This is a genomic window from Fusobacteria bacterium ZRK30 (assembly GCA_024628785.1).
Classification (GTDB): domain Bacteria; phylum Fusobacteriota; class Fusobacteriia; order Fusobacteriales; family Fusobacteriaceae; genus Psychrilyobacter.
On sequence record CP102405.1, the window covers coordinates 83,521 to 109,592 of the forward strand.

General features: G+C 32.7%; 20 protein-coding genes. 7 read left to right on the top strand and 13 right to left on the bottom strand.

The genetic code is table 11. The annotated features are described in order from the left end of the window. Window positions 1-15 precede the first annotated feature (15 nt). Window positions 16-843, bottom strand: a complete 828-nt coding sequence (gene nagB, locus NRK67_05390) for a glucosamine-6-phosphate deaminase (protein UUV18944.1) — start codon at window positions 841-843, stop codon at window positions 16-18. A gap of 340 nt (window positions 844-1,183) precedes the next feature. Between nagB and nagE the strand changes: the two genes are divergently transcribed. After that, on the top strand, window positions 1,184-2,620 hold the full coding sequence (gene nagE, locus NRK67_05395; protein UUV18945.1) for an N-acetylglucosamine-specific PTS transporter subunit IIBC: 1,437 nt from the start codon (window positions 1,184-1,186) through the stop codon (window positions 2,618-2,620). 108 nt (window positions 2,621-2,728) lie between these two features. Here the strand turns inward: nagE and gltX are convergent, their stop codons facing one another. From gltX to NRK67_05415, 4 genes are all read right to left on the bottom strand, one after another. Continuing rightward, on the bottom strand, window positions 2,729-4,240 hold the full coding sequence (gltX, locus tag NRK67_05400) for a glutamate--tRNA ligase (GenBank protein UUV18946.1): 1,512 nt from the start codon (window positions 4,238-4,240) through the stop codon (window positions 2,729-2,731). Between the two features lie 19 nt (window positions 4,241-4,259). Continuing rightward, window positions 4,260-5,358 (bottom strand): peptide chain release factor 2 gene (prfB, locus tag NRK67_05405; GenBank protein ID UUV18947.1). Its coding sequence is split into 2 segments (ribosomal slippage): window positions 4,260-5,285 and window positions 5,287-5,358, totalling 1,098 coding nucleotides; the frame shifts between segments, so codons are not numbered across the junction. Window positions 5,359-5,507: 149 nt separating this feature from the next. Then, on the bottom strand, window positions 5,508-7,121 hold the full coding sequence (locus NRK67_05410; protein UUV18948.1) for a diguanylate cyclase: 1,614 nt from the start codon (window positions 7,119-7,121) through the stop codon (window positions 5,508-5,510). A gap of 19 nt (window positions 7,122-7,140) precedes the next feature. Then, window positions 7,141-8,712 carry a glycosyltransferase gene (locus NRK67_05415; protein UUV18949.1) on the bottom strand — a complete coding sequence of 524 codons (1,572 nt, stop codon included), beginning with the start codon at window positions 8,710-8,712 and terminating at the stop codon, window positions 7,141-7,143. Between the two features lie 153 nt (window positions 8,713-8,865). Here NRK67_05415 and NRK67_05420 point away from each other — a divergent pair, with 153 nt between their 5' ends. After that, complete coding sequence (locus NRK67_05420; GenBank protein ID UUV18950.1) at window positions 8,866-9,561, top strand: XRE family transcriptional regulator; 696 nt, start codon at window positions 8,866-8,868, stop codon at window positions 9,559-9,561. 182 nt (window positions 9,562-9,743) lie between these two features. Here the strand turns inward: NRK67_05420 and NRK67_05425 are convergent, their stop codons facing one another. From NRK67_05425 to NRK67_05455, 7 genes are all read right to left on the bottom strand, one after another. Continuing rightward, a complete protein-coding gene (locus NRK67_05425) occupies window positions 9,744-11,111 on the bottom strand; it encodes a cation:dicarboxylase symporter family transporter (GenBank protein ID UUV18951.1) in 1,368 nt (455 codons plus the stop codon). 138 nt (window positions 11,112-11,249) lie between these two features. Then, window positions 11,250-11,618: a rhodanese-like domain-containing protein gene (locus tag NRK67_05430; GenBank protein UUV18952.1), complete on the bottom strand. Its 369-nt coding sequence runs from the start codon at window positions 11,616-11,618 to the stop codon at window positions 11,250-11,252. A gap of 206 nt (window positions 11,619-11,824) precedes the next feature. Beyond that, a complete protein-coding gene (locus NRK67_05435; protein ID UUV18953.1) occupies window positions 11,825-13,603 on the bottom strand; it encodes a hypothetical protein in 1,779 nt (592 codons plus the stop codon). Between the two features lie 5 nt (window positions 13,604-13,608). Next, window positions 13,609-16,359 (bottom strand): SNF2-related protein, encoded by a 2,751-nt coding sequence (locus NRK67_05440; GenBank protein UUV18954.1) that lies wholly within the window; start codon window positions 16,357-16,359, stop codon window positions 13,609-13,611. A 169-nt stretch (window positions 16,360-16,528) separates the two neighbouring features. Further along, a complete protein-coding gene (locus NRK67_05445; GenBank protein ID UUV18955.1) occupies window positions 16,529-16,861 on the bottom strand; it encodes a cupin domain-containing protein in 333 nt (110 codons plus the stop codon). Window positions 16,862-16,906: 45 nt separating this feature from the next. After that, complete coding sequence (locus NRK67_05450) at window positions 16,907-18,316, bottom strand: APC family permease (protein ID UUV18956.1); 1,410 nt, start codon at window positions 18,314-18,316, stop codon at window positions 16,907-16,909. A gap of 141 nt (window positions 18,317-18,457) precedes the next feature. Next, window positions 18,458-19,426, bottom strand: coding sequence for an OmpA family protein (locus NRK67_05455; GenBank protein ID UUV18957.1), 969 nt, complete (start codon window positions 19,424-19,426; stop codon window positions 18,458-18,460). Window positions 19,427-19,644: 218 nt separating this feature from the next. Between NRK67_05455 and NRK67_05460 the strand changes: the two genes are divergently transcribed. The 4 genes from NRK67_05460 to rnr all read left to right on the top strand — a co-directional run bounded on the left by NRK67_05460 (window position 19,645) and on the right by rnr (window position 24,087). Beyond that, the gene (locus NRK67_05460; protein UUV18958.1) at window positions 19,645-20,676 is read left to right on the top strand and encodes an N-acetylmuramoyl-L-alanine amidase; all 1,032 of its coding nucleotides are present in this window, start codon (window positions 19,645-19,647) and stop codon (window positions 20,674-20,676) included. A 19-nt stretch (window positions 20,677-20,695) separates the two neighbouring features. Further along, the gene (locus NRK67_05465; GenBank protein UUV18959.1) at window positions 20,696-21,265 is read left to right on the top strand and encodes a GerMN domain-containing protein; all 570 of its coding nucleotides are present in this window, start codon (window positions 20,696-20,698) and stop codon (window positions 21,263-21,265) included. Between the two features lie 108 nt (window positions 21,266-21,373). Then, on the top strand, window positions 21,374-21,934 hold the full coding sequence (gene yqeK, locus NRK67_05470) for a bis(5'-nucleosyl)-tetraphosphatase (symmetrical) YqeK (protein ID UUV18960.1): 561 nt from the start codon (window positions 21,374-21,376) through the stop codon (window positions 21,932-21,934). Window positions 21,935-21,948: 14 nt separating this feature from the next. Further along, a complete protein-coding gene (gene rnr / locus NRK67_05475) occupies window positions 21,949-24,087 on the top strand; it encodes a ribonuclease R (GenBank protein UUV18961.1) in 2,139 nt (712 codons plus the stop codon). Window positions 24,088-24,184: 97 nt separating this feature from the next. On the opposite strand, the gene NRK67_05480 is transcribed toward rnr, so the two are convergent. Continuing rightward, window positions 24,185-24,937, bottom strand: coding sequence for a YebC/PmpR family DNA-binding transcriptional regulator (locus NRK67_05480; GenBank protein UUV18962.1), 753 nt, complete (start codon window positions 24,935-24,937; stop codon window positions 24,185-24,187). Between the two features lie 214 nt (window positions 24,938-25,151). On the opposite strand from NRK67_05480, the gene NRK67_05485 reads away from it, so the two are divergent. Next, entirely contained in the window at window positions 25,152-25,973 is an 822-nt protein-coding gene (locus tag NRK67_05485) for a MerR family transcriptional regulator (GenBank protein ID UUV18963.1), read from the top strand. Window positions 25,974-26,072: the final 99 nt, after the last annotated feature.

A 26,072-nucleotide genomic window follows, 5' to 3' on the forward strand; every position in this document is an offset into this window, starting at 1 on the left:
TTTTGAAAACTAACTTTATTTCACTCTATTGTATAAATCTGCAATTAATTTTTCCGAATCTAAATTTGCACTTTCGATATCTTTAAAATATCTATAAGTTCCTACTTTTAATTCTACCGTAGCCTCTTCATCTGATACTATGATGCCTTTTTCATGCATTTGAAGAGCTGAAATTGTCCACATATGATTGATTCCCTCTTCTACAGCCTGACGCAGTGCTCTGGCTTTATGATGACCATTTACCATGATCAAAACTTCTTTAGCATCCAGTATTGTTCCTACTCCTACAGTCAATGAGAGTTTTGGCACCTTATTTATATCTCCGTCAAAGAACCTTGAGTTAGCTATGATGGTATCTGCTGTCAATTCCTTATCCCTTGTTCTAGAAGTAAGTGATGATCCCGGTTCATTAAATGCAATATGACCATCCGGACCAATTCCACCTAAAAATAGATCTACTCCCCCTACAGCTTTCATCTTCTCTTCAAATCTTGCACACTCAGCCTTATAATCTAAAGCCATTCCATCTAAAATATTAATATTTTCTTCCTTTATATCTATATGATTAAAAAAGTTTTCATACATAAAGTAGTGATAACTCTGGGGGTGTTCCTTGTCTAACCCTACATATTCATCCATATTGAATGTCACTATATTTTCAAAACTGATTATCCCATCTTTATTAAATTGGATAAGCCTTTTATACATCCCTAAAGGTGTTGATCCTGTAGGCAATCCCAATACAAATGGTTTTTCGGCACTAGGTTTTGCCTCCAATATTTTATTTGCTACATAACATGCTGCCCAGTCACCAATATTTTTTTCAGTAATTACAACTCTCATAATTTCTCCTCCGAATTTATATTTTATTTATCAAATTATAGTTTTATTTTTTACCGTTGTCAATTTTTTTTGAATAAAAAACACATTTTTTTTAAAAAAATGAATTTTTTTTACAAAAAGCTTGATTTTTGATATAATCATACTGTATTATGTTATTAAAGAGTGTTACTTAATAATATATACTGTATTATATCGCATCAATTTATTTCCTTTTAAAAAGGTATAAATTTAAGAAAATCTTTAGTAGGAAATTGAGGGCTTACCGAGTATCTTAATCTAAGCAACAAATTTTTTAACACTATAAAAATTTTATAATTATTTAATTTCAAGGAGGAATAATATGTTTAAGTATTTACAAAAGATTGGTAAAGCATTAATGGTTCCTGTAGCTGTACTTCCAGCAGCAGCGATATTAATGGGTATCGGATATTGGATCGACCCTGCTGGGTGGGGAGCAAACAGTCAAGTAGCAGCTCTTTTAATCACAGCTGGTAATTCACTTATAGGTAGTATGGGGATTTTATTTGCTGTAGGTGTCGCTTTCGGAATGTCTAAGGATCAGCATGGATCTGCTGCCTTAACTGGTTTGGTTGGGTTTTTAGTTTTAACTACACTACTCAGTCCTGGAGCAGTAGCTGCACTACAAAAAATAGACATTGCCGATGTTCCTGATGCTTTTAGTAAGATCAACAACGGTAACCAATTTATTGGTATCTTAGTCGGGGTTATCTCATCTGCACTATATAATAAGTTTAATAAAGTCGAACTGCATAAGGCATTATCTTTCTTCTCTGGTAAAAGACTAGTTCCAATATTGACAGCTGCTATTATGATCCCAGTTGCATTTGTATTGATGTTTATCTGGCCGATAGTATATGGCGGACTGGTTTCTTTTGGAACTGCTGTTTCTTCAATGGGACCTGTCGGTGCCGGAATTTATGGGTTTTTCAACAGATTATTAATCCCAGTGGGATTACACCATGCCTTAAACTCTGTATTCTGGTTTGACGTAGCAGGGATCAACGACCTTGGAAACTTCTGGGCTGGAACAGGAACTAAGGGGATTACAGGTATGTATATGGGTGGATTCTTCCCGATCATGATGTTTGGATTAGTAGGAGCCGCTGCTGCATTTATTAAAACTGCAAAACCTGAAAATAAAAGTAAAGTTGCTTCTATAATGATGGCTGCTGGATTTGCAACATTCTTTACCGGTGTTACTGAACCTATTGAATTTGCATTTATGTTCTTGGCTCCTGGTTTATATTTGATACATGCACTTCTTACTGGTGTTTCTCTATTTATCGCAGCCAGTATGCACTGGGTTGCCGGATTTGGATTTTCAGCAGGATTAGTTGACTTTATCCTGTCTTCAAGATTACCATTAGCTAATATGCCTTATATGTTAATACTTCAAGGTTTAGTATTTATGACTATCTACTATTTTGTATTTACATTTGCTATCGTAAAATGGAATTTAAAAACTCCTGGTAGAGAAGATGAAGATGAGGATTTTGAAGAAATTGAAACTCCTACAACTCATACTGCAACAGCTAAGTTAATCTTAGAATATCTAGGTGGAATGGAAAATCTTCTAGAAGTAGACAGTTGTGCTACCAGACTTAGATTAGAGGTTAAAGATCAAGAATTAGTTCAAGATGCTAAGATTAAGAAGATCGCTTCCGGAATACTGAAACCAGGGAAGACATCTGTTCAAATTATTATTGGACCACATGTAGAATTTGTAGCTACTGAATTAAAGAAATTAACTAAGTAAAATATTTAAATAGGGTTGGCCATTTGGTTGACCTTATTTTTTTATTACCTTTTATTTTTAAAAAATAAAAAAAAGGAACTAATCATACGATTAATTCCCTCTTTATATTTAATATATCTTATATTGTTCGTTCATATTTTTAATTCTAGCTAAAGTTCTTGCCTTCCCTATGATAGAGATAACGTTGTATAATTCAGCACCCTTTCCTTGACCAGTAATTACTGCTCTAAGCGGCATAAATACTTTACCAGGTCCTGTTCCCATAGCTTCTAAAGTGTCATTTAACATAGCTTTTACATCTTCTACAGTTAACTCTTCATTTGCACCTTCTAATTTTTCTACGAAATACTTTATTGCCTTTACCTCGTCTTCACCCTTTATAGCATTATGAAGTCTTTGAATAGGTTTTTTCTGCTTATTACTCATCTCTTCAGTTGTTTCAGGCAACTTGAATTCGTCTACATAGTAGATGTCAGCTAATGCTGCTAATCCCTTCATAGTAGTTGCAGGTTCTCTCAAGATATCGATTACTCTCTCTAAAGTTTTCATCTCTTTTTCATCTGCATTTTCAGATACGAATCCTCTTTCAACGAAGAATCTCTTAGACATCTCAGTTAATTCTGTTAAGTCTTTCATTCTCATATGCTGGTTATTTACCCATCCTAATTTTTCTAAATCAAAGATCGGTCCTCCTAATGATACTCTTGTAATATCAAAAGTTTCTATAAATTCATCTAAAGTAAAGATCTCCTTATTTTCTCCTACAGAGTACCCCATAAGACCTAAGAAGTTTATCATTCCCTCTTTTAAATAACCCTCTTCAAGATAGTAATTTAATGATACAGGATTTTTTCTCTTAGAGATCTTTGTTCTGTCTGCATTTCTAAGTAATGGCATATGAACAAATTCAGGCATATCCCATCCAAAAGCCTTATACATTTGGATATGTTTAGGAGTAGAAGCAATCCATTCTTCCGCTCTTATAACGTGAGTTATTCCCATTAAATGATCATCTACTACGTTAGCTAAATGGTAAGTTGGGAATCCGTCACCTTTTAATAAAATCTGGTCATCGATCTTATTGTTTTCAAATCTAACTTCCCCTCTTAAAACATCCTTTATCACAGTTTCACCGTCATATGGCATCTTAAGTCTGATTACATATTCCTCTCCAGCTTCTAATTTAGCTGCGATCTCTTCCTCAGATAATGATCTGCAGTGACCATCATATCCAGGAGCCTTTTTCATGGCTTTTTGTCTCTCTCTTAATTTATCTAATCTGTCTCTCGTACAGAAACAGTAGTAAGCTTCTCCTTTTTCCACTAATTCAGCAGCATATTTTCCATATAAGTCAAATCTCTCAGATTGTCTATAAGGACCAAAGTCTCCACCTACGTCTGGACCTTCATCCCAACCTAGATCTAACCATCTCAAAGTATCAAATATTTGCTTTTCTGAATCAGCAGTTGTTCTAGTCTGGTCTGTATCCTCTATTCTAAGTAGAAATGAACCTCCGTTTTTCTTAGCCATAGCTAAATTAAATAAAGCTATATAAGCTGTTCCCACATGGGGATCTCCTGTTGGAGAAGGTGCTATTCTCGTTCTAATTTCTTTACACATATCTATATTCCTCCTAAATTTATTTTTTTATCCATCTCAGATATCCAGTTATAAAGTTATCTATCTCTCCATCCATAACTGCCTTTACATTTCCACTTTCCGTATTGGTTCTGTGATCCTTTACCATGGTATATGGCTGGAATACATAGGACCTTATCTGGTTTCCCCAGCTGTTCTCAGACTGTTCTCCATGGAGTTTTTTTAGTTCATCTTCCCTTTTTTTCATCTCTATCTCTAAAAGTTTTGATTTTAGCATCTTTAAGGCTGTTTCCCTATTTTGAAGCTGTGATCTACCATTTTGACATCCAACTACTACTCCTGTTGGAAGATGGGTCATCCTTACAGCTGAATCGGTAGTATTTACATGTTGTCCTCCTGCTCCTCCTGCTCTAAATGTATCAACCTTTAGATCACTAGAAACAATCTCGATATTAATAGTATCATCAATTTCCGGAGACACATCTATAGAGGCAAAAGATGTATGTCTTTTTTTAGCAGCGTCAAAGGGAGATATCCTTACTAATCTATGAACCCCTTTTTCACCTTTTAAGTATCCATAAGCTCTCGAGCCACTCACTAAAAGGGTAATGGACTTTATCCCTACCTGGTCACCTGCCTGATAATCAAGTTCCTCCACCTTATACCCCTTAGAATTAAACCACCTGCTGTACATCCTATAGAGCATCTCTGCCCAGTCACAGGATTCTGTTCCTCCTGCACCTGCATGGATAGTAAAGATAGCTCCATTTTCATCATATTCGCCATCTAAAAGCAGACTGGTATCAAAATCTCCTATCTTCTTTATGAGCTTAGAAAATTTAGTCTGAAGTTCCTCAGCAAACTCTTCTTCTCCGGCTTCTACAAATTCAATGAGTAGGTCCAATTCATCTATCCCATCAGAGATATCATTATATTCTCCTACAATCGCTTTTAAAGAATTTAAGTTTTTAATTATCTTAGAACTTTGCTTCTTGTCGTTCCAAAATCCATCTTTTAGGGTTTCACCTTCTAGTTTTTTTATCTCATCATTTTTTTTCTCTAAGTCAAAGATGCCCCCTAATTCCAGTTAATTTATCCTTAACTCCTATCATTTCCCTTCTTATCTCTAAAATATCCATATTTACCACCTATACTCTCTATTTTATTCAACCACAACGATCTTATATTTATCCTTTAAATTACACTTTTATTTTATTTTTATTCAGAAAATTATAGCATGAAATTCCTTTATTTTCAATGCTGCCACCAGATCTCTAAATTATATTTTTTAATATAAAATTTTATTTTTCCCTGATCTTTTAGCCTTATATAGTGACTTATCAACTATCTCTATTAACCCTTCTATACTCAGACCTTCCTCATACTCCATTACTCCTCCACTCATAGTCACTTTTATTTTCTCCTTGTTATTAAAAAATTCTCGGTTTTCTATCTCCTTCCTTAGTCTTTCTCCTGCTTTAAAAGCATCTATTCTGTTTGTATTAGGCAGTATAATTAAAAATTCTTCCCCCCCATACCTGCACACTTTATCCATCCTGCTGGTTTCTTCTAGAAAAACTTTACAGACTTCCTTTAATACAGAATCTCCAAAAACATGGCCGTAAAGATCATTTATATTTTTAAAGTTATCTAAATCAAGCATAATTATGGAAAACTCTGACTGAAACATCTTATTTTTAATTATTTCATCCTCTAAAAAAGTAGTGAGACTCTGCCTGTTGTATACTCCTGTAAGGGAGTCTATTCTGGCAATCTCCTTTAACTTAGTCTCTCTATTTTTGACATTCTTTTGTATATTTCTTACTTCTTTTGTTATTACATTCAATTCAGAATCATCGGATATATACATCAATATCTCTTCTATATTTTTACTGTAATTTCCATTGGAAATCCCCTCTATTAAAACACTTAAATTTTTTAGATGAACCTTTAATTTTTTAGAAAATGAATTTATTATCAATAGAGATATTATGGTTCCTATCAAAGTAACGATCATTCCAACCTTTATTATACTTAAAGGGAGCTCTTTTAACTCATCTTTATATGTTCCTCCTACCATGATTAATCCTAATTCTAAAATAGGCTCTAGCCTAAAATATTTTTCACCTTCAGGTGTCTCTACATCAAATATTATAGGTTTTTTAAGCCTTATAATTTCATCTAAATAAGATTTTTCACCATTGAAATTTAAATCCATATATCTTTTTATTAAAGTTATATTTTTATCATTCACACCTTTTTCTCCGGTATCTACAACAAGTAAGCCCTTCTTATCCATGATGAACATCTTTCCTGTTTTTCCGATGGACAGATCGGACATCTTCAATTGATAATCCGAAAAATTGAGGTCCACTCCTACAACGCCTAAAACTTTTCCTTGAAAATATACGGTCTTTGCTATTGTAATTCCACTCTCTTTATTTGGAAATCTATAAATATCTGTAGTATGATAGTCTCCCTCTTCCTTTATTGCCCCTCTATACCACGGCCGACTCCTAGGGTCATATCCTTCCGGTATAAACCCTGATCCCTTTAAGGAAATTCTCCCATATTCATCTCCATAAAATATATTTTCAACCTCTTTATTATCAGCTACTATAAGGTCCATCATCCCCTCTATGAGAACTTGAAATTCATCCTTATGGGAGGTCTCCACTTTACTGTGGATCACGAAAAACTCCAAGAGATCTAACACTGCCTCCATCTTATCGTTGATTAATTTTAACTGTTTTTTTTCTGAAGCAAAGATAAGTTCAATTTTTTCCTGCTCCCTTCTTTTAGTTTCATTTTGTGTTAAAAAAAAACTGTATATCCCCAAAAAAAAGATGGGTATTAAACAGCTAATTACTGAAATTTTAATTACACTTTTTTGTATATTCATAGCAACCCACCTCCTTTTTTTATCTTAGATCGAGTAATCTTTCAGCTACTGATTCAAAAGAATATTTTTTACTTTCCATTATAAATTTTTTATTTATATTTGGTATTTTCTCTAACTTCTCTAAATTTAAATGTATTGCCTTCTCCAGATTCTTTACAACTTCATCATCTAGATCTACTAAACTATCCTCGAAAGGAATAACTTCTTTTAATCCTGAATGGTTAAAAACTATAGGGACTAACCCCTGAGACATCCCCTCGATACTTACCATTCCAAAAGATTCTGGAAAAATAGATGGCACTACTATTATACTATGTTTTTTTATAACATGGGGCAGGGTATCGTGATCTAATTTACCTAAAAATACAACCCTGTCTATATCTATTTTTTTAGCTAATTCTAAATATTCATATAATTTCCCATCACTTTTTAATGAATTCCAGAATATTGATAGATATTTCAAGTCGCCATGTTTTTTCTCTTCTAAATAACTTCCTTTTTCTATAATAATTTCCAATAACTCTTTGTTTCCCTCTATTAATCCTCTCAATAAAATCTCTAAAGCCGGCCTAAACTTTCCATAGCCTACAATAGTAATATTTGCAGTGGGATTATTTTGAAAAATATAGGGGAGACTCATCAAGAGAATATGCACCCCTTTGGAGATTATTAATTTCCCTATGTATAGTATATTGTCTTCTCCTTTTAATTCCTCAGATAATTTCGAGTCCAGATCTCTGTCTATATCCCTGTACTCTATCCTATCCTCTGCCTCATCTATAATTTTTTTTATCTTTTTTATATCTTCTAATTTTTTTATCTTCTCATAATTTTCATCATATATTTTTTTTAATGGTCCATTGGAAAAAACAGTTTTCCCCTCTATAATATTTTTAAACTCTTCATCTTTTAATAACTTATTAAATTGTTCAAAATTAACACCTGAAGGAATTATTTGAAATCTGGAGTCCCTAAAAAAATCTATTTCCTCATAGATCTCACAAGATCTCCCTCTGATATATTCGCTTTGAACCACCACATTCTTAGAGTCCAAGAATCCTTCATAGGATAGCTTCATATACCTTTTGTCTCTGCTTATAATATAGTTTAATGAACTTCCATGACCAATTACTATATATGGAACCCCAGTCTTTTCCTGCACTTTTTTCATTATATAAGGGGATATGGCAAAGTGATTACAGTAGATTATATCTATCTTGGTTGTCTCTAAAAATTTTATGACAGCCTCTACATTTAGGTCTATATATCTTTTTAACTCAATATCTGTTAATTTATCAAATGTTTTAACTTTAAACCCATCATAATTATCATAGACAAATACAGGAAGGAGATCACCTATATAGGGGGTTACCCCTACAAATCCATCCTCTTTAAATTTTGTCTTTAAAGAGATATTTTGATAGTCATCCATAATCCAATGGGAACCAACCTCTTCTATACCATCCCAATCTCTTTCCTGGGAAAATAGATATACATTATTCTCTTTTAAAAATTCTTTTACTATATTCAAGGCAAAAATATTACTGCCGCTACCATGCAAAAGATAACCATGCCAAAATAAAATCTCCAAATTCACCAACTCCCTTTTAATTTAATATACATTTAATTTTAAATATTACCTATACAAAAATAATTCAGAATAATAATTTAAATCATCATTTGTAATATTTACAAATTGAGGTTATAATTAACTATAACAATATATAGGGAGTTGATATCTATCATGACTTTTAATAAATTTATAAAAAATAAAAGAATAGAATTAAATCTAAGTCAAAATAAATTTGCTAAATCCATTGGGATAACTCAATCTTATTTTAATAATATAGAAAGAGGTGAATTAAAAAATCCGCCCAGTGAGGACGTTTTAGAAAAAATTTCCATAGGTCTTATGTTAAATGAGGAGGAGATTGAATATCTAAAATTTTTAGCTGCTTTTGAAAGGACTCCTCAGCTCATCAAGGATGAATTGGATAGAAAAGATAAGGAGATCAGCTACCTCAGGGGAAACTCATCTATCTCTGAAAATAACTCCATCTCTATAGATGACCAGATTCCGGTCTTTGAAAGGATCAGTGCAGGCATCGGGGTTTTAGGAGATCAGGAAGTTACAGAATATATTACCCTCCCTGGGATAAGAAATCACGGTAATATTTTTGCTGTCAATGTATGGGGAGATTCTATGGAGCCTACTATTAAAGACGGTTCTATAATTATCGCTAAAAAAGAAGTTGAGGTAAGAAATGGAGATATCGGAGCTTTTTTCATAAATGATGAAGCCTTTGTAAAAAGACTAAAAGTTACAGAATCATATGTAGCTCTTATCAGTGATAATCCCAACTATCCGCCTATTTTTATAGGCCCTGGAGAAGATCTCAAAGTTGTAGGAAAGGTAGTAAAAGTTTTAAGTGATATATAAAAGAGCAACGTGACGTTGCATCCAGATAGGCACAACCTAGGGTTTTATAATTTTTACCTCAAGATTCTTAGATTATATAATGACCTCTAAAATCTTAGTGATACCACTTACTGGTAGATATTTTAGTATAATTTCCTGGATAATAAAAATGGAAGCAGAATTTCTGCTTCCATTTTTTTAGTTTATCCTCTGTTCAATACGGCCTTACCTTCACCGTCATTGTATATCTCTTTATCTAAAGATCCTAATAATTTTGCTGTTACAACACCAGTAGCCATAGCTCCTGATACATTTAAAGCAGTTCTACCTTGATCTAAGATAGGCTCAATAGCGATCAATAATCCAACCAATTCAATAGGTAATCCCATTATAGGCAGTACAATTAAGGCTGCTATTGTAGCTCCTCCACCGATTCCAGCTCCTCCAAGTGAAGCTATCATTACAACTATAATCAATTTTACAAAGAATGCCGGATCCAGTACATTTATACCAGTAGCAGTAGCAATCATTACAGCTAACATAGCTGGATATACTCCACCACAACCATTTTGTCCAACAGTAGCTCCAATTCCAGCTGACATACTTGCAATGGAATTAGGTACTCCTAATTTTTTTGTCTGGCAGTCAATATTCATTGGGATACTTCCAGCAGATGTTCTAGATGTAAAGGCAAATGTCAATACTGTCCACGCCTTCTTCAAGAAAATTATTGGCGATACACCACACAACATAATCATTACTAAGTGAACTCCAAACATAAGTGCTAAAGCAACATAAGTCGCTACAACGAAGTTACCTAATCTTGAAATTTCTACAAAGTTAGAACTCGCACATACCTTAGTCATTAGAGCTAAAACACCATATGGAGTAAGTCCCAATACCATCTGTACTAACTTTAATACTACAGCTTGAGCTGCATTTACACCATTTTGAATTAATTCAAAAGTCTTCTTATCTTTCTTTTTGATCTTTCTTGTAGCTATCCCTACTAAAGCTGAGAAGATAACAACACCGATTGTTGAGTTATTTCCTGCACCAGTCATAGCTTTAAATGGGTTATCCGGAATAATTCCAACTATTTGTTTAATCAATGAAGAAGCATTACTAACATCTCCTGCTTTCCCTTCTAAGTAACTCATTCTAGCAGCTTCTTTAGCTCCTGATATTAGCCCCTCTGCACTTAGATTAAATGCTAAAGATGTAAATATAGATATAAGAGCAGCTATACCACAAGTTACCAACAATAATCCAATGATAGTCGTACTCATCTTTGCTATAGAACTATTTTCAGATTCCTCTGCATTAATAACAGATGAAGCTATAGATACCATTATTAAAGGAATAACAATCATCTTTAACAGCGAAACATATCCACTACCTATTATGTTGGTCCATTGTAATGTATTTGCAATTATCTCCGATCCCTGTCCATAAAAAACCTGCATAGATACACCAAATAATATTCCTAATCCCAATCCAGTAAACACTCTATTTGTAAATGACTTATATGATCTCTGCATCCAAGCCAGCACATATACTAATATTGCCATAATAAGTATATTTAAAATTTGCATATATATAACCCTCCCTAAAATTTTCTACCTGATTTAAAACTTTTTTTATCTAATTTATTATGATTTCACACTTGAATTTCTTATTTTAAGTCTAACCTAGACTTTTTATTTTTATCATGTACCGCATCCATCGTCATTTGCATGCCATGCATTGGTACCGTATTTCATATTAAATGATTTTTCAAATCCATATTTTCTAAGGATTTTTACAGCTTTTAATCCTTTAGCTCCCGTCGTACAGAACACTACATATGAATCGTTTTTAGTTATCTCTTTTTTTTCTAAAAGATCCTTTACCTTCGTTTCGAATTCATTAAATTCAACGTCGATAGTTTCATCAAAGATAGCCTCAACCTTATTTCTTTTCCTTTCATTCCTTACATCGATTACGATTGCATCATCCCCTATAAGATCTAATGCCCCATCTTTATCTACTTCCAGGTGTTTATCCCAGCCAAATAGATCACTAATAATTCCTGCCATTTTCTCCCTCCTATTTTTAAATAATTATTATCGTCATAATAATTTATTATTATTTACCCGCATTATAAATAATTATATTTTTTTTGTCAACCTAAATGTTTCTTAAATATATCTTTAATTCCAAAATAAAACACTTTTAAATTTAAAACTAATATTCTTAATATAAAAATAAAGGCCCAGAAATATAACATTTCCAGGCCTTTTTCTTATTCTATTTCATTAAAATAACCATATTTTGACAGGATAGTTTTTACCTTACACACATTTTCTTCCTTTATAAGGATATAAAAACCTTCTGCTTTTAAAATGTATTCTTTTAACTTACTCTCTGTTGCTAGGATCTTAAAAAATTCTTTGTCCTGTTTAACTTTAAATACTTTTATATCAGATTCATGAGTCAGGCAGTTTACTTTAGATCTCAACTCATCAAAGAAAGTTTCCCAGACCTGAGGCAGATCTTTATAGAATTTATTTTTAAATTCTTTTATCCTTTCCTCTAATTCTTTTATTGTTAAGATTCCCTTTAAAAATCTTCCCTTATCCATCCTATACTTACTTTCACCGATCTTAATAGATACTTTCTCTAAAAACATAGACATTATAGGAGCTGATCCAATGATAGTTATCAAAAGAAGATCTTCATCATAGACTATCTCTGCGTCTTCATTCTCTTCTGTGAATGCGTAATCGTCTGCTCTTCCCAGGACATATTCACCTAATTTAGTCAATTCTATATATTTCAATCCATCATATTTTGATAAATAATTATTCTTTAGATACAGTCCATTATTACCGCTAGGCAAATCATAATAAAGGGTAAATAATCCCAAGCTTCCTAAAAGGAAGAATATAGATTTTACAAAGGGCTCAATGATGTATCTATGATATTCATCATACTGGGATATTCTGGTTCTTCCATAGTTGGATTCATTGATATACACATAGTCATACACATCTTTTAACTCGATGATATCTAAAAATTCATCTCTATAAACCAGATAATTTATTATATTCGAGATACTTATGGTCTTTTCCGAAGGCAGTTCCATAATTAACTTCACTATAGTCTGAAGTGATCTGGTTAAATTTTCTGTTTTCTTTATATTTTTTACACCCTTTAGATAGTTCAGGTATTTAGTTGTGTACTCGTACCCATCATTCTTTGTTAACTTTCCGCTAAGGAATTCATTTATAATATACTTAAATTTATCCAACTTAAAGTTTTCCGGGACAAGGTATTCATCTTTTATTAAATAAAATAATAGTCCCATAGTTTCAGTTTTTAAATAGTCCAAATCTTTATTTTCACTGTAAAACTCTGAAATATCGCAGTATTTCTGCATATCTCTCTTACTTTCTTTGAGGAGTTTTAAGCTGGTAGAAAGTTTTATGTTTCCCTGGCTGTAAAAGTTATAGTATAAACTATATTTTTTACATATTTCCTCCTCAGAGTTATGTTTATAAGTATATATCGGATTTTCTATCGGATGGATAAAATAATCTCTCACCTTATTTGGACAGTGAGGTCTTATTTTTCTGATAATATCATTATCTAAATATAGGTATCCAGGTCCTTCTTTAGCTATTTTATTTTTTTTATAATGAAAAAATTTATATTTATCCTTTAAATTTTCACTGGTTTCATAGGTATGGTCCTTTTCAAAGAACTCCTCTATCTGTGATTCTTCCAAGATATATTTTCCGCTCCATATGATGCTTCTAAAGATCTCTTTGACCTCCTCTTCCAGGCTGTTAAATATCTCTACAAAGGTTTCTTTTTTATAAAAAGCTTCCTCCAATAAATCTACAAATACCGATTTATTCGACGTCTCCGATAACAGGGATACCTCAAATATATCCAGATGGAGACCAATGTGCCCATCTGCTATCCAGTCTATAAAATATTTCTTATACAAACTATAGATCCCATCTTTTGTATAAAAATTTGTAATTGAACTTTTAAATTTATCTCTGCTTATTCCCATTTTAGTTACACTCCTAACATATATTCAATATCAGATTCACTTAGACTTTTAACTGCAACAGTATCTGTAGTTATAAGACTGTTAAATAATTTATTTTTTTCCATCTGTAAACTAAGCATTTTTTCTTCTATCGTTCCTTTTGTAATAAGTTTATAAGCAAATACCGTCCTGTCCTGTCCCATACGGTAACTTCTATCTACAGCCTGGTCTTCTGCCGTCTTATTCCACCAAGGGTCATAGATAAATATCTTATCAGCAGCAGTCAGGTTCAGTCCAACTCCTCCTGTTTTTAACGTCATGATAAATACCTTACATTCCTTTGATGTCTGGAATTTTTCCACTAATTCCTGCCTGTTTTTTGTAGCACCTGTCATAGATATATGATTAATTCCATAATTTTCCAGTTCCTCACGTATATTATCTATAGAGTTAATATAGTTTGTAAAAACCAGAACCTTATGTCCATTTTTTACAGCTTCCAGGATATTGTTTACCAATATCTCTAACTTAGCCGATCTTACTAAACCATCACTCTTAGATTCCGGGCAGCTGGCTATTTGACGTAGTTCATTCAATGCCTGCAGGATAAATATCTGACTCTTTCCTATCCCATGTTCAGATAATTTTTGATTTATAAGGGTATAGTAGAAGTTTCTTCTCTCTTCATATAACTTTCTTTGGGGTTCATTCATCTCCACATAGAGAGTTTTTTCGATCTTATCCGGCAGATCTTTTAGTACCTGCTTTTTTATCCTTCTTAAGATAAATGGATATATTTTTTTCTTTAATTCCTCTATTATCTCTAAATCATTGTCTTTTTGAATCGGGTTAGCATAATAATTATTAAAATCTTCAATCCCGCCAAACATCTGTGGGTTTAAAAACCTGAACAATGAATAAAGTTCCCCCAGATTATTTTCCACCGGTGTTCCACTGAGAGCTAATCTTTTTTCAGAATTTAATAACATCACAGCTTTTGTTATCTGGGATGTTATATTTTTTATATTCTGGGATTCATCTAAAATTATCATCTCAAATTTTTCCTTAGTCAATAATTTAACATCATTTCTTACTGTTCCATAGGTCGTAAGAATAATATTTTTGTTTTTTACTTCATTAAAATCTCTGTTGTTTCCATAATATATACCTACAGTAAGGTCTTTACAGAATTTTTTTATTTCATTTTCCCAGTTAAATACTAAACTTTTAGGCATGATAATAAGAGATGGCTTCGTCAGGTTTTTATGTAGATATGTATAAGCTAATATACTTATAGTCTGAATAGTTTTTCCCAGACCCATATCATCAGCCAGACATCCGCCTAATTTATTTTCAGTTATATAATACAGCCATTTATACCCGTATTCCTGATAATTTCTCAGTGTTGCATCGACCATGGCACCAGGTATATCTAAGTTATCTATCTCATTTAAACCCTCAAATATTTGCCTTCCATAGGTCATTCCATCTCCAGATATTTTTTCTCCAATAAGCTCCTCTATTATGGGCAGATCAAAGAAAGATACCTTAACATCTTTTGATGATTTACTGTTTTTAAATAACCTTTCTAATTTTTCTATATATTTTTTGTTGATTAGTGCATTAGTTCCATCACTTAAAACAACATATGAATCTTTTTTATATTTTGAAATTATATCCAGGATAGAAAATTTTTCTCCTTCTATCTCTAGGTGGGCGTCTCCCTCTAAAAAATCAATTGAATGAGATAATTTAGCTATCAACTTAGGCTGAACAGTTTTTATCTTATATGTCTTTAATTTTTCAGTTCCTATGAATTTATATTTAGATACCAGATTAAGGAGTTCCTTACTTATAAATTCTTTAGCTAATTTTTCATGGAGAATGATAAGGTTCTCCTCTACATAATAGCTTTCCTTTAATTTTAACTTTCTTTGGTATTTCACCAATATCTTTATTACATCTTCCATACTTTCAGACATGGTAGATATATCTATATCACAGATTGATATTACTTTTTCCAATGAATTTAATAATACCACTGTTTTAATGTCATCTTTTTTCAACATATTATAGGTCATAGTAGATATCTCAAAACCAAATTTAAGATACAAACTTCTGTCTTTAGAAATTTTTTCTATTATAATACGTGGGACAAAGGACTTCTTATTTAATTTTTCTACCCTATAGTCTTCATATTCCACATTTAAATTATCAAAGTAAGAATTAGTTATAGTCAAAAATCTTTCCATCTCTTTTAGCTCTATCTGCGTATTTAGTTCCAATGCACTAAGATAGTTTTCCCCTATATCCTCGATATGATAGATCTTGTGTTTTCTTATGACATAATTTTCAGTTAAAAATTGAAAAGTTTCATACTTACCATCTAACACTAATTTAACCTCTATTTTTTCCTTAGATTTTTCCAGTTTTAGGGTTATTTGTCTTTTGTTTTCCCTAATACTTATTCCTTTAAAATCCTCTGTAACAAAGTATTTACTCTTCCTTAACAGTTCAAATAGATGTGGGTTTTCCTCTAAATAAATTAGATTATCTTCGTTTTCCCACGATATATTAAAATAGTTATGCTCATTTATAAGTTCTAAATTAGAAATTATTTCTAAAGTATTTTTATCTGTTTGGATAGGGGTCATCGGAAGACTTATTTCATCTCCTTTTTTATCCACTATCTCTATGTAAGATTTCTTCTCAAAAAACCTCAATCTAAAATAAACTTCTACCCGTTCTTCACTTTTACTAATAAATTTATCGTACATCATTCTCTCCACTTTTTAAAATTTCTAATTTAAATATCCATTAAAGCCTATTATATCAAAAAATCTAAGCTTTTTCAATCCTTAAGATAATTTCAGTTCTAAATTTAAAATCTAAAAGATAATTTAATTGATATAAAAAAAGAAGGGGCGTTAACCCCCTTCTAAATAACTACCTGGCATATTTTACAGGATGTTTTGCTCCCGGAGCTTTTATAACTATAAGCTCTAAGACTTCATCCTCTTCATTTCTAACATTCATCTTTACGTCATATGGAATTCTCAAAAGAGTCCCTTTTTCATATATTTTAGTTTTTTGATCTCCTAAAGTTATAGATAATCTTCCTCTGATAACCGTCATATTTACAACTGCGTTTGAATAGTGTAAAGGCAGCCCCTTTCCCTTTTCAAATACCATATGAATGTAGTTTAAATCATCCTCTAAAATTAATTTTTCTACTACCGTTTTATCTTCAGTTGATATTTTAAAGATTTCTTCTATCATGAAATATCCCCCTATTTTGTATATATGCTATCTATTAAAAGTTAATTATTTTTCTTTGAAATTCCCATCGGAATCTCTGTTTAAGATTAATTCATCTAACTCTTCCTTGGTATAATGCACTACTTTAAGATCGTAAAATTTATAAAATGATAAACCTATAATCCCCCATACTATTACTATAATTGCTGAGGGCATGGACAGAGAACTATTCAATCCCGGCACCAATAATAAGATTAAGAAGACTATCCCGGCTATAGAACCAAATATAGATGGAAAATACACCCTATTATACTCTTCCTTGTATAGTCTATAAGAAGATAAACTGGTATACAGATATCCGATGGAAGCTCCTACACTGGAAGTCCCCACTATCCATCCTAATACATTCCTTCCAAACCATGGTGCAATCAATGATATTCCTAAGATAAACAACACGGCATTTTTGGGAGTATGATATTTGGGATCTAATACACCAAAGAATTCAGGCAGTATCTTTCCCCTGGACATGGCAAACAATAATCTGCTGGCAGCCATATAAAATCCATTTATTCCTGCTACAATAGCTGAAAGTAAAGCTATCCCCAGGGACCATAGTCCGATCTTACCGAAATAATATTCAACTGTATGCCCTGTTGCCCACGTTATATTTCCATTTGCAACCTCTTCCAAAGTTATCCCAAAGCTTGTAAAAAATAAAATTGAACAATAGATTAAAGCTCCGATTAAAATAGAAAATACAGCTAATCTAGAAGCTTCTTTAGCCTCAAAATTCAGTTCCTCTGCCACCTGCGGGATACAGTCAAATCCAACAAACAACATTGGAGCAATAGACAGCACCTTTAATATATTAGATAGACCGATCTTTTGACCTGTAAGAAAGGTAGATGTATATGAGTTATTAATACCAGCTTTTGCTATGGCCAGACTTAAAAATAAAAACACTATCCCTACCAATAAAAGCACCATTATATTTTGAAAGTTTGAGGCTAATTTTACCCCTTTAATATTTAAATAAGCAAAAAAACATAGGGCAAATATCGCTATTCCTATCTCCCCTAAATATATACTAGATCCTGCTATAGTATATAGATACCCTACCTTTAAGACTCCCGGCATTATAAATTTCGCAACAAAAGCCAGACCTGTAGCATTAAATGGTACTAAACTTGAATATGCCAAAGTAAGAAACCACCCGCATGTCAATGCATGTTTCCAACCAAATGCATCGTAGGTAAATGCATACTCTCCTCCAGCTACTGGAAACTTATGGAGCAGGTAACCATAATTTTTTTCTATTCCAACCATTATAAGCCCCCCCATAAGGATAGCTATAATGGAATTTATCATCCCTGCTTTTAAAAACATCGTTCCCGGAAGGATAAAAGCTCCTGTTCCTATGATTGCACCTATTGCCAAAGATAATATATCCATCTTTTTAATTTCTTTTTTTAACATCAAATCAGTCCCTTTATCTCAAGATTATCATCTGTTAATACACTTCAAAACATCATATTAACATATAACAGCAATATAATTATATCACATTGTTTTATCGGAAAAAGAAAATTCTCAAAATATTAACCTGATATCTACCCCTTATTTCTCTACTTCTATTTCAACCCTTCTATTAGTATTATGATCTTCTCCCAATGGCATCGATTCACCCTTACCTATCACTTCTACCTCTGTTTTTTCTGATATTTCCAAATAATCCGCCACTGCCTGGGCTCTCTCTTCTGATAATTTTTGATTATATGCAGCAGACCCACGGGTATCAGTATGTCCTGTTACAGTTATTTTTTTGGCTCCTTCCACCTCTGGTTTTAATTTATCCAAATCAGCTTTAGCTTCTTCACTTAATTTACCGTCATTAAATTCAAAGTTGACTAAGATATATTTCATTACAGGTTCTACCTCTACAACTACTGGAATCATTTCATTTTCTTCTCCAATAGACATCTCTTCAGTCATTACTGATTCATCTTCTTCTGCGAAAACTAAAGTTGCTTCACTAGGAGTCGTATCCTGCCTCATCATGTCATAAAATTCTCCCAGTTTCATTCCAAATTTTACCCCTACACTGTCATGATATCCCCTCTGATCCTCCCTTTTAAACTCATAACCCATATTTTCATATAAAACTTCCAGATTAAAAAGTCCAATATCTCTACCAATACCGACCCCTACATAGTGTCCCCCTCTGGTATTTCCTCCGGTCACATTGGAAGTTGCATTATATCCCCCTCTTCCAACCAGGTAGAACATCTCATCTAGCATATCGTACTTCCCTACTAAATAAAAAGGCATAGACTCATTATATTCGTTATTGTCATCCTCTATTCTCGATCTGAATTCAGTCCCCAGTCCATAAGAATAATCATCCCCAGAAGTCCATAGATATTCCGCTCCCAAGGTCCACCCCTGATCCATCGATCCCCCGCTGTCCCCTATATAATCTTTGGATATATTTCTCCAAACATCGTAACCAGCTTTGATCTCCAATCCCTCTGCATAGGTTGTAGTTACCAATGCCAATGCTGCCATACCAAATAAAAGTTTTTTCATCTCTTACCCCCTTAAAAATACATATTTGTAATAATATTTACCTACCAATTTTATCCTTAATTTCCTTTTTTCACTTTTTATTCCCTCATTTAACGAGATAAAAACTCCATCTATAATATCAATTTTTTCGACAAAAACTTACACATTATATTATGATATATGATAAAATATAGCTTGATAGTTTTAACCTTAACCTAACATAATATAAGGAGAGCACAATGAGAAAAATAAATTTAGTCCTACTTTTTTTTATCCTAACTACCATAGGATTTTCTAACCAAATTTTATTGAAAAACCTAAGGTTTAACGGTAATCCTCCACAGATGGTTATCGATGTAGAAGGAAATGTTAAGCCCAAGTATAATATTAGTTATGATGAACACAATAGATACCTCTTTGTTGAATTTTTAAATACAAGAGCTTCCTCAAATTTAAAAAACAGGATAATCAACGGAAGTTATGTTAAAAGCGTAAAAGTGAGAAAATATAAAAACTCTACCGGTGTTTTTGTATTTTTTAAAAATAATATAAATTATAGCGCTCGTTATTGGTCCAACCCTACAAGGTTTGTATTGAATTTTGATAAAAATAAAGCTAAAAAGGAATATACAATCATCGTCGATGCAGGTCACGGAGGAAAAGATCCCGGTTCCACTGGTTTTAATAGATACCATGAAAAAGATCTTGCACTAAAAATCGCAAAATACCTTAAAACCAGTCTTCAAAAAGATTTTAATGTTATTATGACCAGATCCAATGATTCCTTTGTTAGTTTGTCCGGCAGGCCAAATATAGGAAACAAAGCTAAAGCTGACTTCTTTGTTAGTGTCCATTTGAATGCCAACAACAGTTCACAGGCCAGTGGAGCAGATATATTTTACTTCTCCAGAACGGAATCTGATTATGCTAAAAAAGTAGCTGCATTTGAAAATAGTGTAGGAAACAAATTTGGAGAAAATGCCGATGATATAACCCTTATTATGGGACAGCTTTTCTATAAAAAAAATAAAGAAGTCTCTGCCAAGATAGCACAAAACCTTGTAAATTCTTATTCTAGAAGATTAAGGATGAAAAACAGGGGAGCTCATGGAGCTAACTTTGCAGTTCTTAGAGGATTTGACGGCCCTGGAATACTTGTAGAAGCTGGATTTATTACAAACAGCTCAGATATAAGTAAACTGAAGCAGAGTAAATATCAGAAAATAGCTGCTGATGAGATTGCCAAGGCTATAAAACAACATTTTTATTAAAATATTAAGGAGATCAACTATGAAAGATAAAAAAAGTTTAATTATCTTAGGAGGATCCATCGCCTTCCTTTTGATAAGTGGTATTTTTTTCTATAAATACGTAACTATGGGAGACCAGATCCCCATAAAAAAAATTACTAACCACAAAAATACACAGGCGATCACCAATATTAAGATAGTAAAAATTTATACTCCCAATGATTCTTTAGACAGCCTGGTTTCATCGGATATTGAGATTATTAAGGAGGATTTTGCTTCTGAGGTAAGATCTATTTTCAATGCAATCCATGAACAGAGTAATTATCAGATCAAAGATGAAGAGGGAAACTACTATCCATTTATGGATCCCAATATAGAACTATTAAACTCCTACCTTGTAGGCGACAAACTATACCTTAACCTCAGCTCTAATATCACCGATAATATCCGAACCAAGGAACAAGAACTACTGATCATCTACTCTTTGGTCAACACCTACACAAGTTTAGAGGGGATCAACAGGGTAAAAATCATTATCGACGACGTAGAAGTAAAAAAATTAAAATGGTATAATCTCAGAACTTTTTACACGCAAAATTTAGATATCTAGAAAAATAATGTAATGTTGGATCCGATTAAGTTAAACTCTAAATTTTTTATATACTTTAATCTATTTAATGATTTTTTAGACAATTAATAAAGTATAACGGAGGTTTTTATGTTGAATAAATTATATGACCATATTGAGAAGTCCCTTCCTCCTAAAAGGTATCAACATACCTTGGGAGTTATAGAAGTAGCTGTCTCTTTAGCAAAACAATATGATATCAATGAACACCGTGCTGAGATTGCGGCTCTTCTGCATGATGTTTCTAAATGCATGACTTTGGAGGAGCTGCACTCCTATGTAGAATGTGATGAAACTTTAAAATATTATGGGACTATGGGAGAATTGCTCCATGGTTTTGCAGGAAGTGTCTATGCAAAACAGGAGTTGGGAATCTATGACGAGGATATACTGAGTGCTATCAAATATCACACTATCGGCAGGAGAGGAATGACAACCCTGGAAAAAATAATTTATATAGCCGACGCTATAGAACCTAATAGAAACTATCCTAATGTGGATTCTATTAGAGAAAAAGCAAAAACTTGTATCAACGATGCTATCCTGTTTGAAGTGGACAGGAAATTAAAGTATCTCCTAAAGGTCGACGCTCCTATCCACCCAAATACTGTGGATATGAGAAACTGTATCCTGGGAGAATTGAAGAAATAAAGGGAGAAAAAGTTATGAATAAAAACGATGAAAAAAAAGTTTTAGAACTTTTCAAAAAAGGAAAGGGAAAAACTTTAAGTGAGATCACATCTTATATGGATTGGTCTCCTAAATTAAAAAAACAAAATAGAGATTTTTTAGATAAATTAGTTGAATCAGGAGATCTTATCTTAAGTAAAAGGGGCAAGTATAACACTCCTAAAAATTTAGGGTATATTACCGGTAACCTCGAGGTAATAAAGGACAGATTTGCATTTGTTGATACGGAAGATTTTGGTGTATTTATCCCTAAATCTAAATTCAACGGTGCATTTAATGGAGATCTTGTTATGGTGCAGCTTTCCAACGAAACTACCGGAGCTAAAAAAGAGGGAGAAGTAGTAAAGATTTTAAAAAGGGAAAAAAACACCATCATCGGTATCTATCAGGCCAATGAAAGGTTTGGTTTTGTAGTTCCTACCCATTCATTTGGGAACGATATATTTGTCCCCAAAAGATTTAATGGAGGAGCCCACAATGGTGAACTGGTGGTCTGTGAGATCATATCTTGGGGAGAGAAGGATAAAAAACCCGAGGGTAAGGTTATAGAAAGAATCGGGGATCCCTATGATACCAATAATATGATTGAAGCTCTTATCATCAGGGAGGGACTGTCTATGGACTTTTCTCCTAAACTGATTAAAAAGGCAAAGGAATTAAGCGATCAGCTCTCAGAAGAGGAGATTGCAAAAAGGCGTGACCTGAGAGATCTTCCAATCATTACCATCGATGGAGATGATGCCAAGGATCTAGATGACGCTGTCTATGTAGAAAAATTAGAGAATGGAAATTTTAAACTTATAGTATGTATCGCCGATGTTTCTTATTATGTCCCATTTGGAAGTGCTCTGGATATGGAGGCCCGTAAAAGAGGTAACTCGGTATATCTGGTAGACAGAGTGATACCTATGTTCCCTAGGGAGATCTCAAATGGACTGTGTTCATTGAATCCCCATGAGAATAAATTTGTATTTACATGTGAGATGGAGATCGATAACAAAGGGCAGGTAATAAATCACGAAACTTATAAAGCTGTAATTTCTACCGCTCATAGGATGACCTATGGGGGAGTTAACAAGATCTTAGCTGGAGATAAAACTTATACAGAGGAATATAAAGATATAAATAAGATGGTCTTTGAGATGTTAGAGCTGTCTCATATCCTAAGAGGATTAAAATACTCCAGAGGAAGTATTGATTTTGATATCCCAGAAGTAAGAGCTGTCTTGGGAGAGGATAAAAAAGTAGAATACCTTAAAGTTATTGAGAGAGGGGAATCTGAAAGAATTATAGAGGATTTCATGATTGCGGCCAATGAAACTGTTGCTGAAAAGATATTTTGGATGGAACTGCCATTCCTATATAGAACCCATGAAAAACCTGATCCGGACAGAATCACAGCATTAAACGATTCCATTAAAAAGTTTGGATATAATCTTCACGGACATGAGGAGTTACATCCTGGAAAGTTCCAAAAAATAATAGAGCAGTCTAAAGAGGACGGTAACAGCCAGATCATCCATAAACTTATCCTGATGAGTTTAAAACAAGCCAGATACACAGTAGATAATATCGGACATTTCGGATTATCTTCAAATTATTATGCACATTTCACTTCTCCAATCAGAAGATATGCCGACCTTATGGTTCACAGAGTTATCAATGAAACTCTGACAGGCTATCCAAGTAAAAAAACTATAAAGATGTTTAAAGATGAGATGTCTGCCATTGGATCACATATCTCAAAAACAGAGAGAACAGCTATGAAATTAGAATCTGAAAGTGTAAAGATAAAAATAGTAGAATATATGCTAGATAAAATAGGTGAGGAATATAAGAGCAGGATTATCGGGTTTAATAAAACCAAGATATTCTTTGAGACAGAGGAACATGTAGAGTGTTTCTTTGACGGAGTTAATTCTCCTAACTACTTCACCTTTGATGAAGTAAACTATACTATGACAAATGAAGATACAGGTGAGATCTTTAAATTAGGAGATAGTGTAGAAGTATCTATCGTTAGAGCTGACCTCAGTGAACTAGAAGTAGAAGTAGTTCCGGCACAATACTTAGATCAATACAGGGGACCGAGACAATACAGAAAAAAATATTAAAGAGGCAATGTGACGTTGCAGACAGACATATTCTAGATTTTTATAAAACTTATATTTCCTAGATAAAAAAAAGGATTCCATGAGGAATCCTCTTTTTTTATCCCATTATTTTTTCCATTAACTCATCTGAGATATCAAAGTTAGCGTAAACATCATTTACATCTTCATTATCTTCCAATGCTTCGTATAATTTCATAACTTTTTCAGCCATCTCTTCATCTTCTACCTTTACCATATTTTCAGGAAGCATTACTATCTCTGCTTCTTCATACTTATACCCTGCTTCAGTTAAGGCGTCTGCTACAGTTTGTAATTCAGTAGGATCAGTTAATATCTCAAATGTACCATCTTCTACAATCAGGTCTTCCGCTCCCATCTCTAGTGCTTCCATCATAAATTCATCGGCATCTAAACCTTCAGAATTTAATATGATTTGACCTTTTTTATTGAACATCCATGCTACTGCACCGTCAGATCCCATATTTCCGCCATTTTTAGCAAAATTTGACCTTACAGATGACGCAGATCTGTTCTTGTTCTCAGTAACTACTTCTACGATAAATGCAGTCCCGCCTGGACCGTACCCTTCATATCTGATCTCTATATATTCTACACCAGCTAATTCTCCAGTACCTTTTTTTATTGCTCTATCTATATTATCTTTTGGCATACTCTGTTTCTTTGCCTTCTCTAATGCTAATCTTAATCTAGGGTTAAAGTTTATATCTTTTCCACCCTCTTTTGCTGCTATTGTTACCTCTTTTGCTAATTTTGTAAACAATTGAGCTCTCTTTTTATCTTGAGCTCCCTTTCTATGCTTAATATTAGACCATTTACTATGCCCTGCCATCTCAATTACCTCCGCTTATTATTTTCTTTTATATAACCTAATAATTTTATCATATTTGGAATAAGTTATCAAATTCACTCTATATTTTATTGGTTTAGAAGGAGAAGAATCCCCCCCGACACCTTCCATTAAATAACTAAAAAAAATAAAAATTTCAAACAATATTCATGATATTATTTATTAAATAATAATTTTTTTACTTTAGGAGGACAGAATGAAAAAATATTTAATTGGTGAGGTAGCCAGGCTACACAATATAACAATTGAAACTCTCAGATATTATGATAAAGAAGATTTATTTAAACCTGCGTATATTGATAAAGAAAATGGATATAGATATTATTTTCCCGAACAATTGATTGAACTCGCAACTATTATTGAACTAAAAAATTTAGGTTTTCCATTAAAGGAGATAAAATATTACCTAAATCACAAGGATATTGAGATGACAACTAAAATTTTGAAGACACAGAAGAAAATTATTCAAGAGAATATAGATCAATTATTGGCTACACAAGATGAAATAAAAAATAAATTAAAAGCAATAAAAGGTATTAATAAAATTGATGAAACTGTAGGAAAAATAATAGAAAAATACATTCCAAAACGTAATATAATCAGCTTCTTTGGAGATTTCAAAGAAAATAGTAGTACTAATTTGGAATATATAAATTTTTCAAAGAAAGAGTATCAAAGATTTTCAGAATTTCCAAAAGAAATATTTTTAGGCTACCTCTCTGGAGTAGCTGTATCCAAAGATAATCTAATTGCTGAAAAGCATAGTATATTCAATAAGTTATTCATATTTTCAAAAGGAGATGAAGGAAACGACACAATTTCAGCTGGAAAATATGTAACCTACCTTCATAAGGGTGACTATATTCATTTAAAGAATATCTATACGGAGCTTCTAAACTATACATCTCAGCATAACTATACTATTATAAATGGTTCCATTGAAATATCACTTATCAGTTCTGTTATCACTAAAAATCCCGATGAATTTTTAACAGAAATACAAATCCTTGTAAAATAAATCCTGACTATTAGAGTAATTTTGGTGTTTATAAATAGTGTGAAAGTTCCACTATGGATCCCCAAAACTAAAAGAGAAGAAAGGCATGAAAATATAATA

Bases quoted from the DNA above. Each gene is read 5' to 3' on its own strand.
- nagB (UUV18944.1), bottom strand. From the start codon at position 843: ATGAGAGTTGTAATTACTGAAAAAAATATTGGTGACTGGGCAGCATGT.
- nagE (UUV18945.1), top strand. From the start codon at position 1,184: ATGTTTAAGTATTTACAAAAGATTGGTAAAGCATTAATGGTTCCTGTA.
- gltX (UUV18946.1), bottom strand. From the start codon at position 4,240: ATGTGTAAAGAAATTAGAACGAGAATAGCACCTTCTCCAACAGGAGAT.
- NRK67_05410 (UUV18948.1), bottom strand. From the start codon at position 7,121: ATGAATATACAAAAAAGTGTAATTAAAATTTCAGTAATTAGCTGTTTA.
- NRK67_05420 (UUV18950.1), top strand. From the start codon at position 8,866: ATGACTTTTAATAAATTTATAAAAAATAAAAGAATAGAATTAAATCTA.
- NRK67_05425 (UUV18951.1), bottom strand. From the start codon at position 11,111: ATGGCAATATTAGTATATGTGCTGGCTTGGATGCAGAGATCATATAAG.
- NRK67_05430 (UUV18952.1), bottom strand. From the start codon at position 11,618: ATGGCAGGAATTATTAGTGATCTATTTGGCTGGGATAAACACCTGGAA.
- NRK67_05435 (UUV18953.1), bottom strand. From the start codon at position 13,603: ATGGGAATAAGCAGAGATAAATTTAAAAGTTCAATTACAAATTTTTAT.
- NRK67_05440 (UUV18954.1), bottom strand. From the start codon at position 16,359: ATGTACGATAAATTTATTAGTAAAAGTGAAGAACGGGTAGAAGTTTAT.
- NRK67_05445 (UUV18955.1), bottom strand. From the start codon at position 16,861: ATGATAGAAGAAATCTTTAAAATATCAACTGAAGATAAAACGGTAGTA.
- NRK67_05450 (UUV18956.1), bottom strand. From the start codon at position 18,316: ATGTTAAAAAAAGAAATTAAAAAGATGGATATATTATCTTTGGCAATA.
- NRK67_05455 (UUV18957.1), bottom strand. From the start codon at position 19,426: ATGAAAAAACTTTTATTTGGTATGGCAGCATTGGCATTGGTAACTACA.
- NRK67_05460 (UUV18958.1), top strand. From the start codon at position 19,645: ATGAGAAAAATAAATTTAGTCCTACTTTTTTTTATCCTAACTACCATA.
- NRK67_05465 (UUV18959.1), top strand. From the start codon at position 20,696: ATGAAAGATAAAAAAAGTTTAATTATCTTAGGAGGATCCATCGCCTTC.
- yqeK (UUV18960.1), top strand. From the start codon at position 21,374: ATGTTGAATAAATTATATGACCATATTGAGAAGTCCCTTCCTCCTAAA.
- rnr (UUV18961.1), top strand. From the start codon at position 21,949: ATGAATAAAAACGATGAAAAAAAAGTTTTAGAACTTTTCAAAAAAGGA.
- NRK67_05480 (UUV18962.1), bottom strand. From the start codon at position 24,937: ATGGCAGGGCATAGTAAATGGTCTAATATTAAGCATAGAAAGGGAGCT.
- NRK67_05485 (UUV18963.1), top strand. From the start codon at position 25,152: ATGAAAAAATATTTAATTGGTGAGGTAGCCAGGCTACACAATATAACA.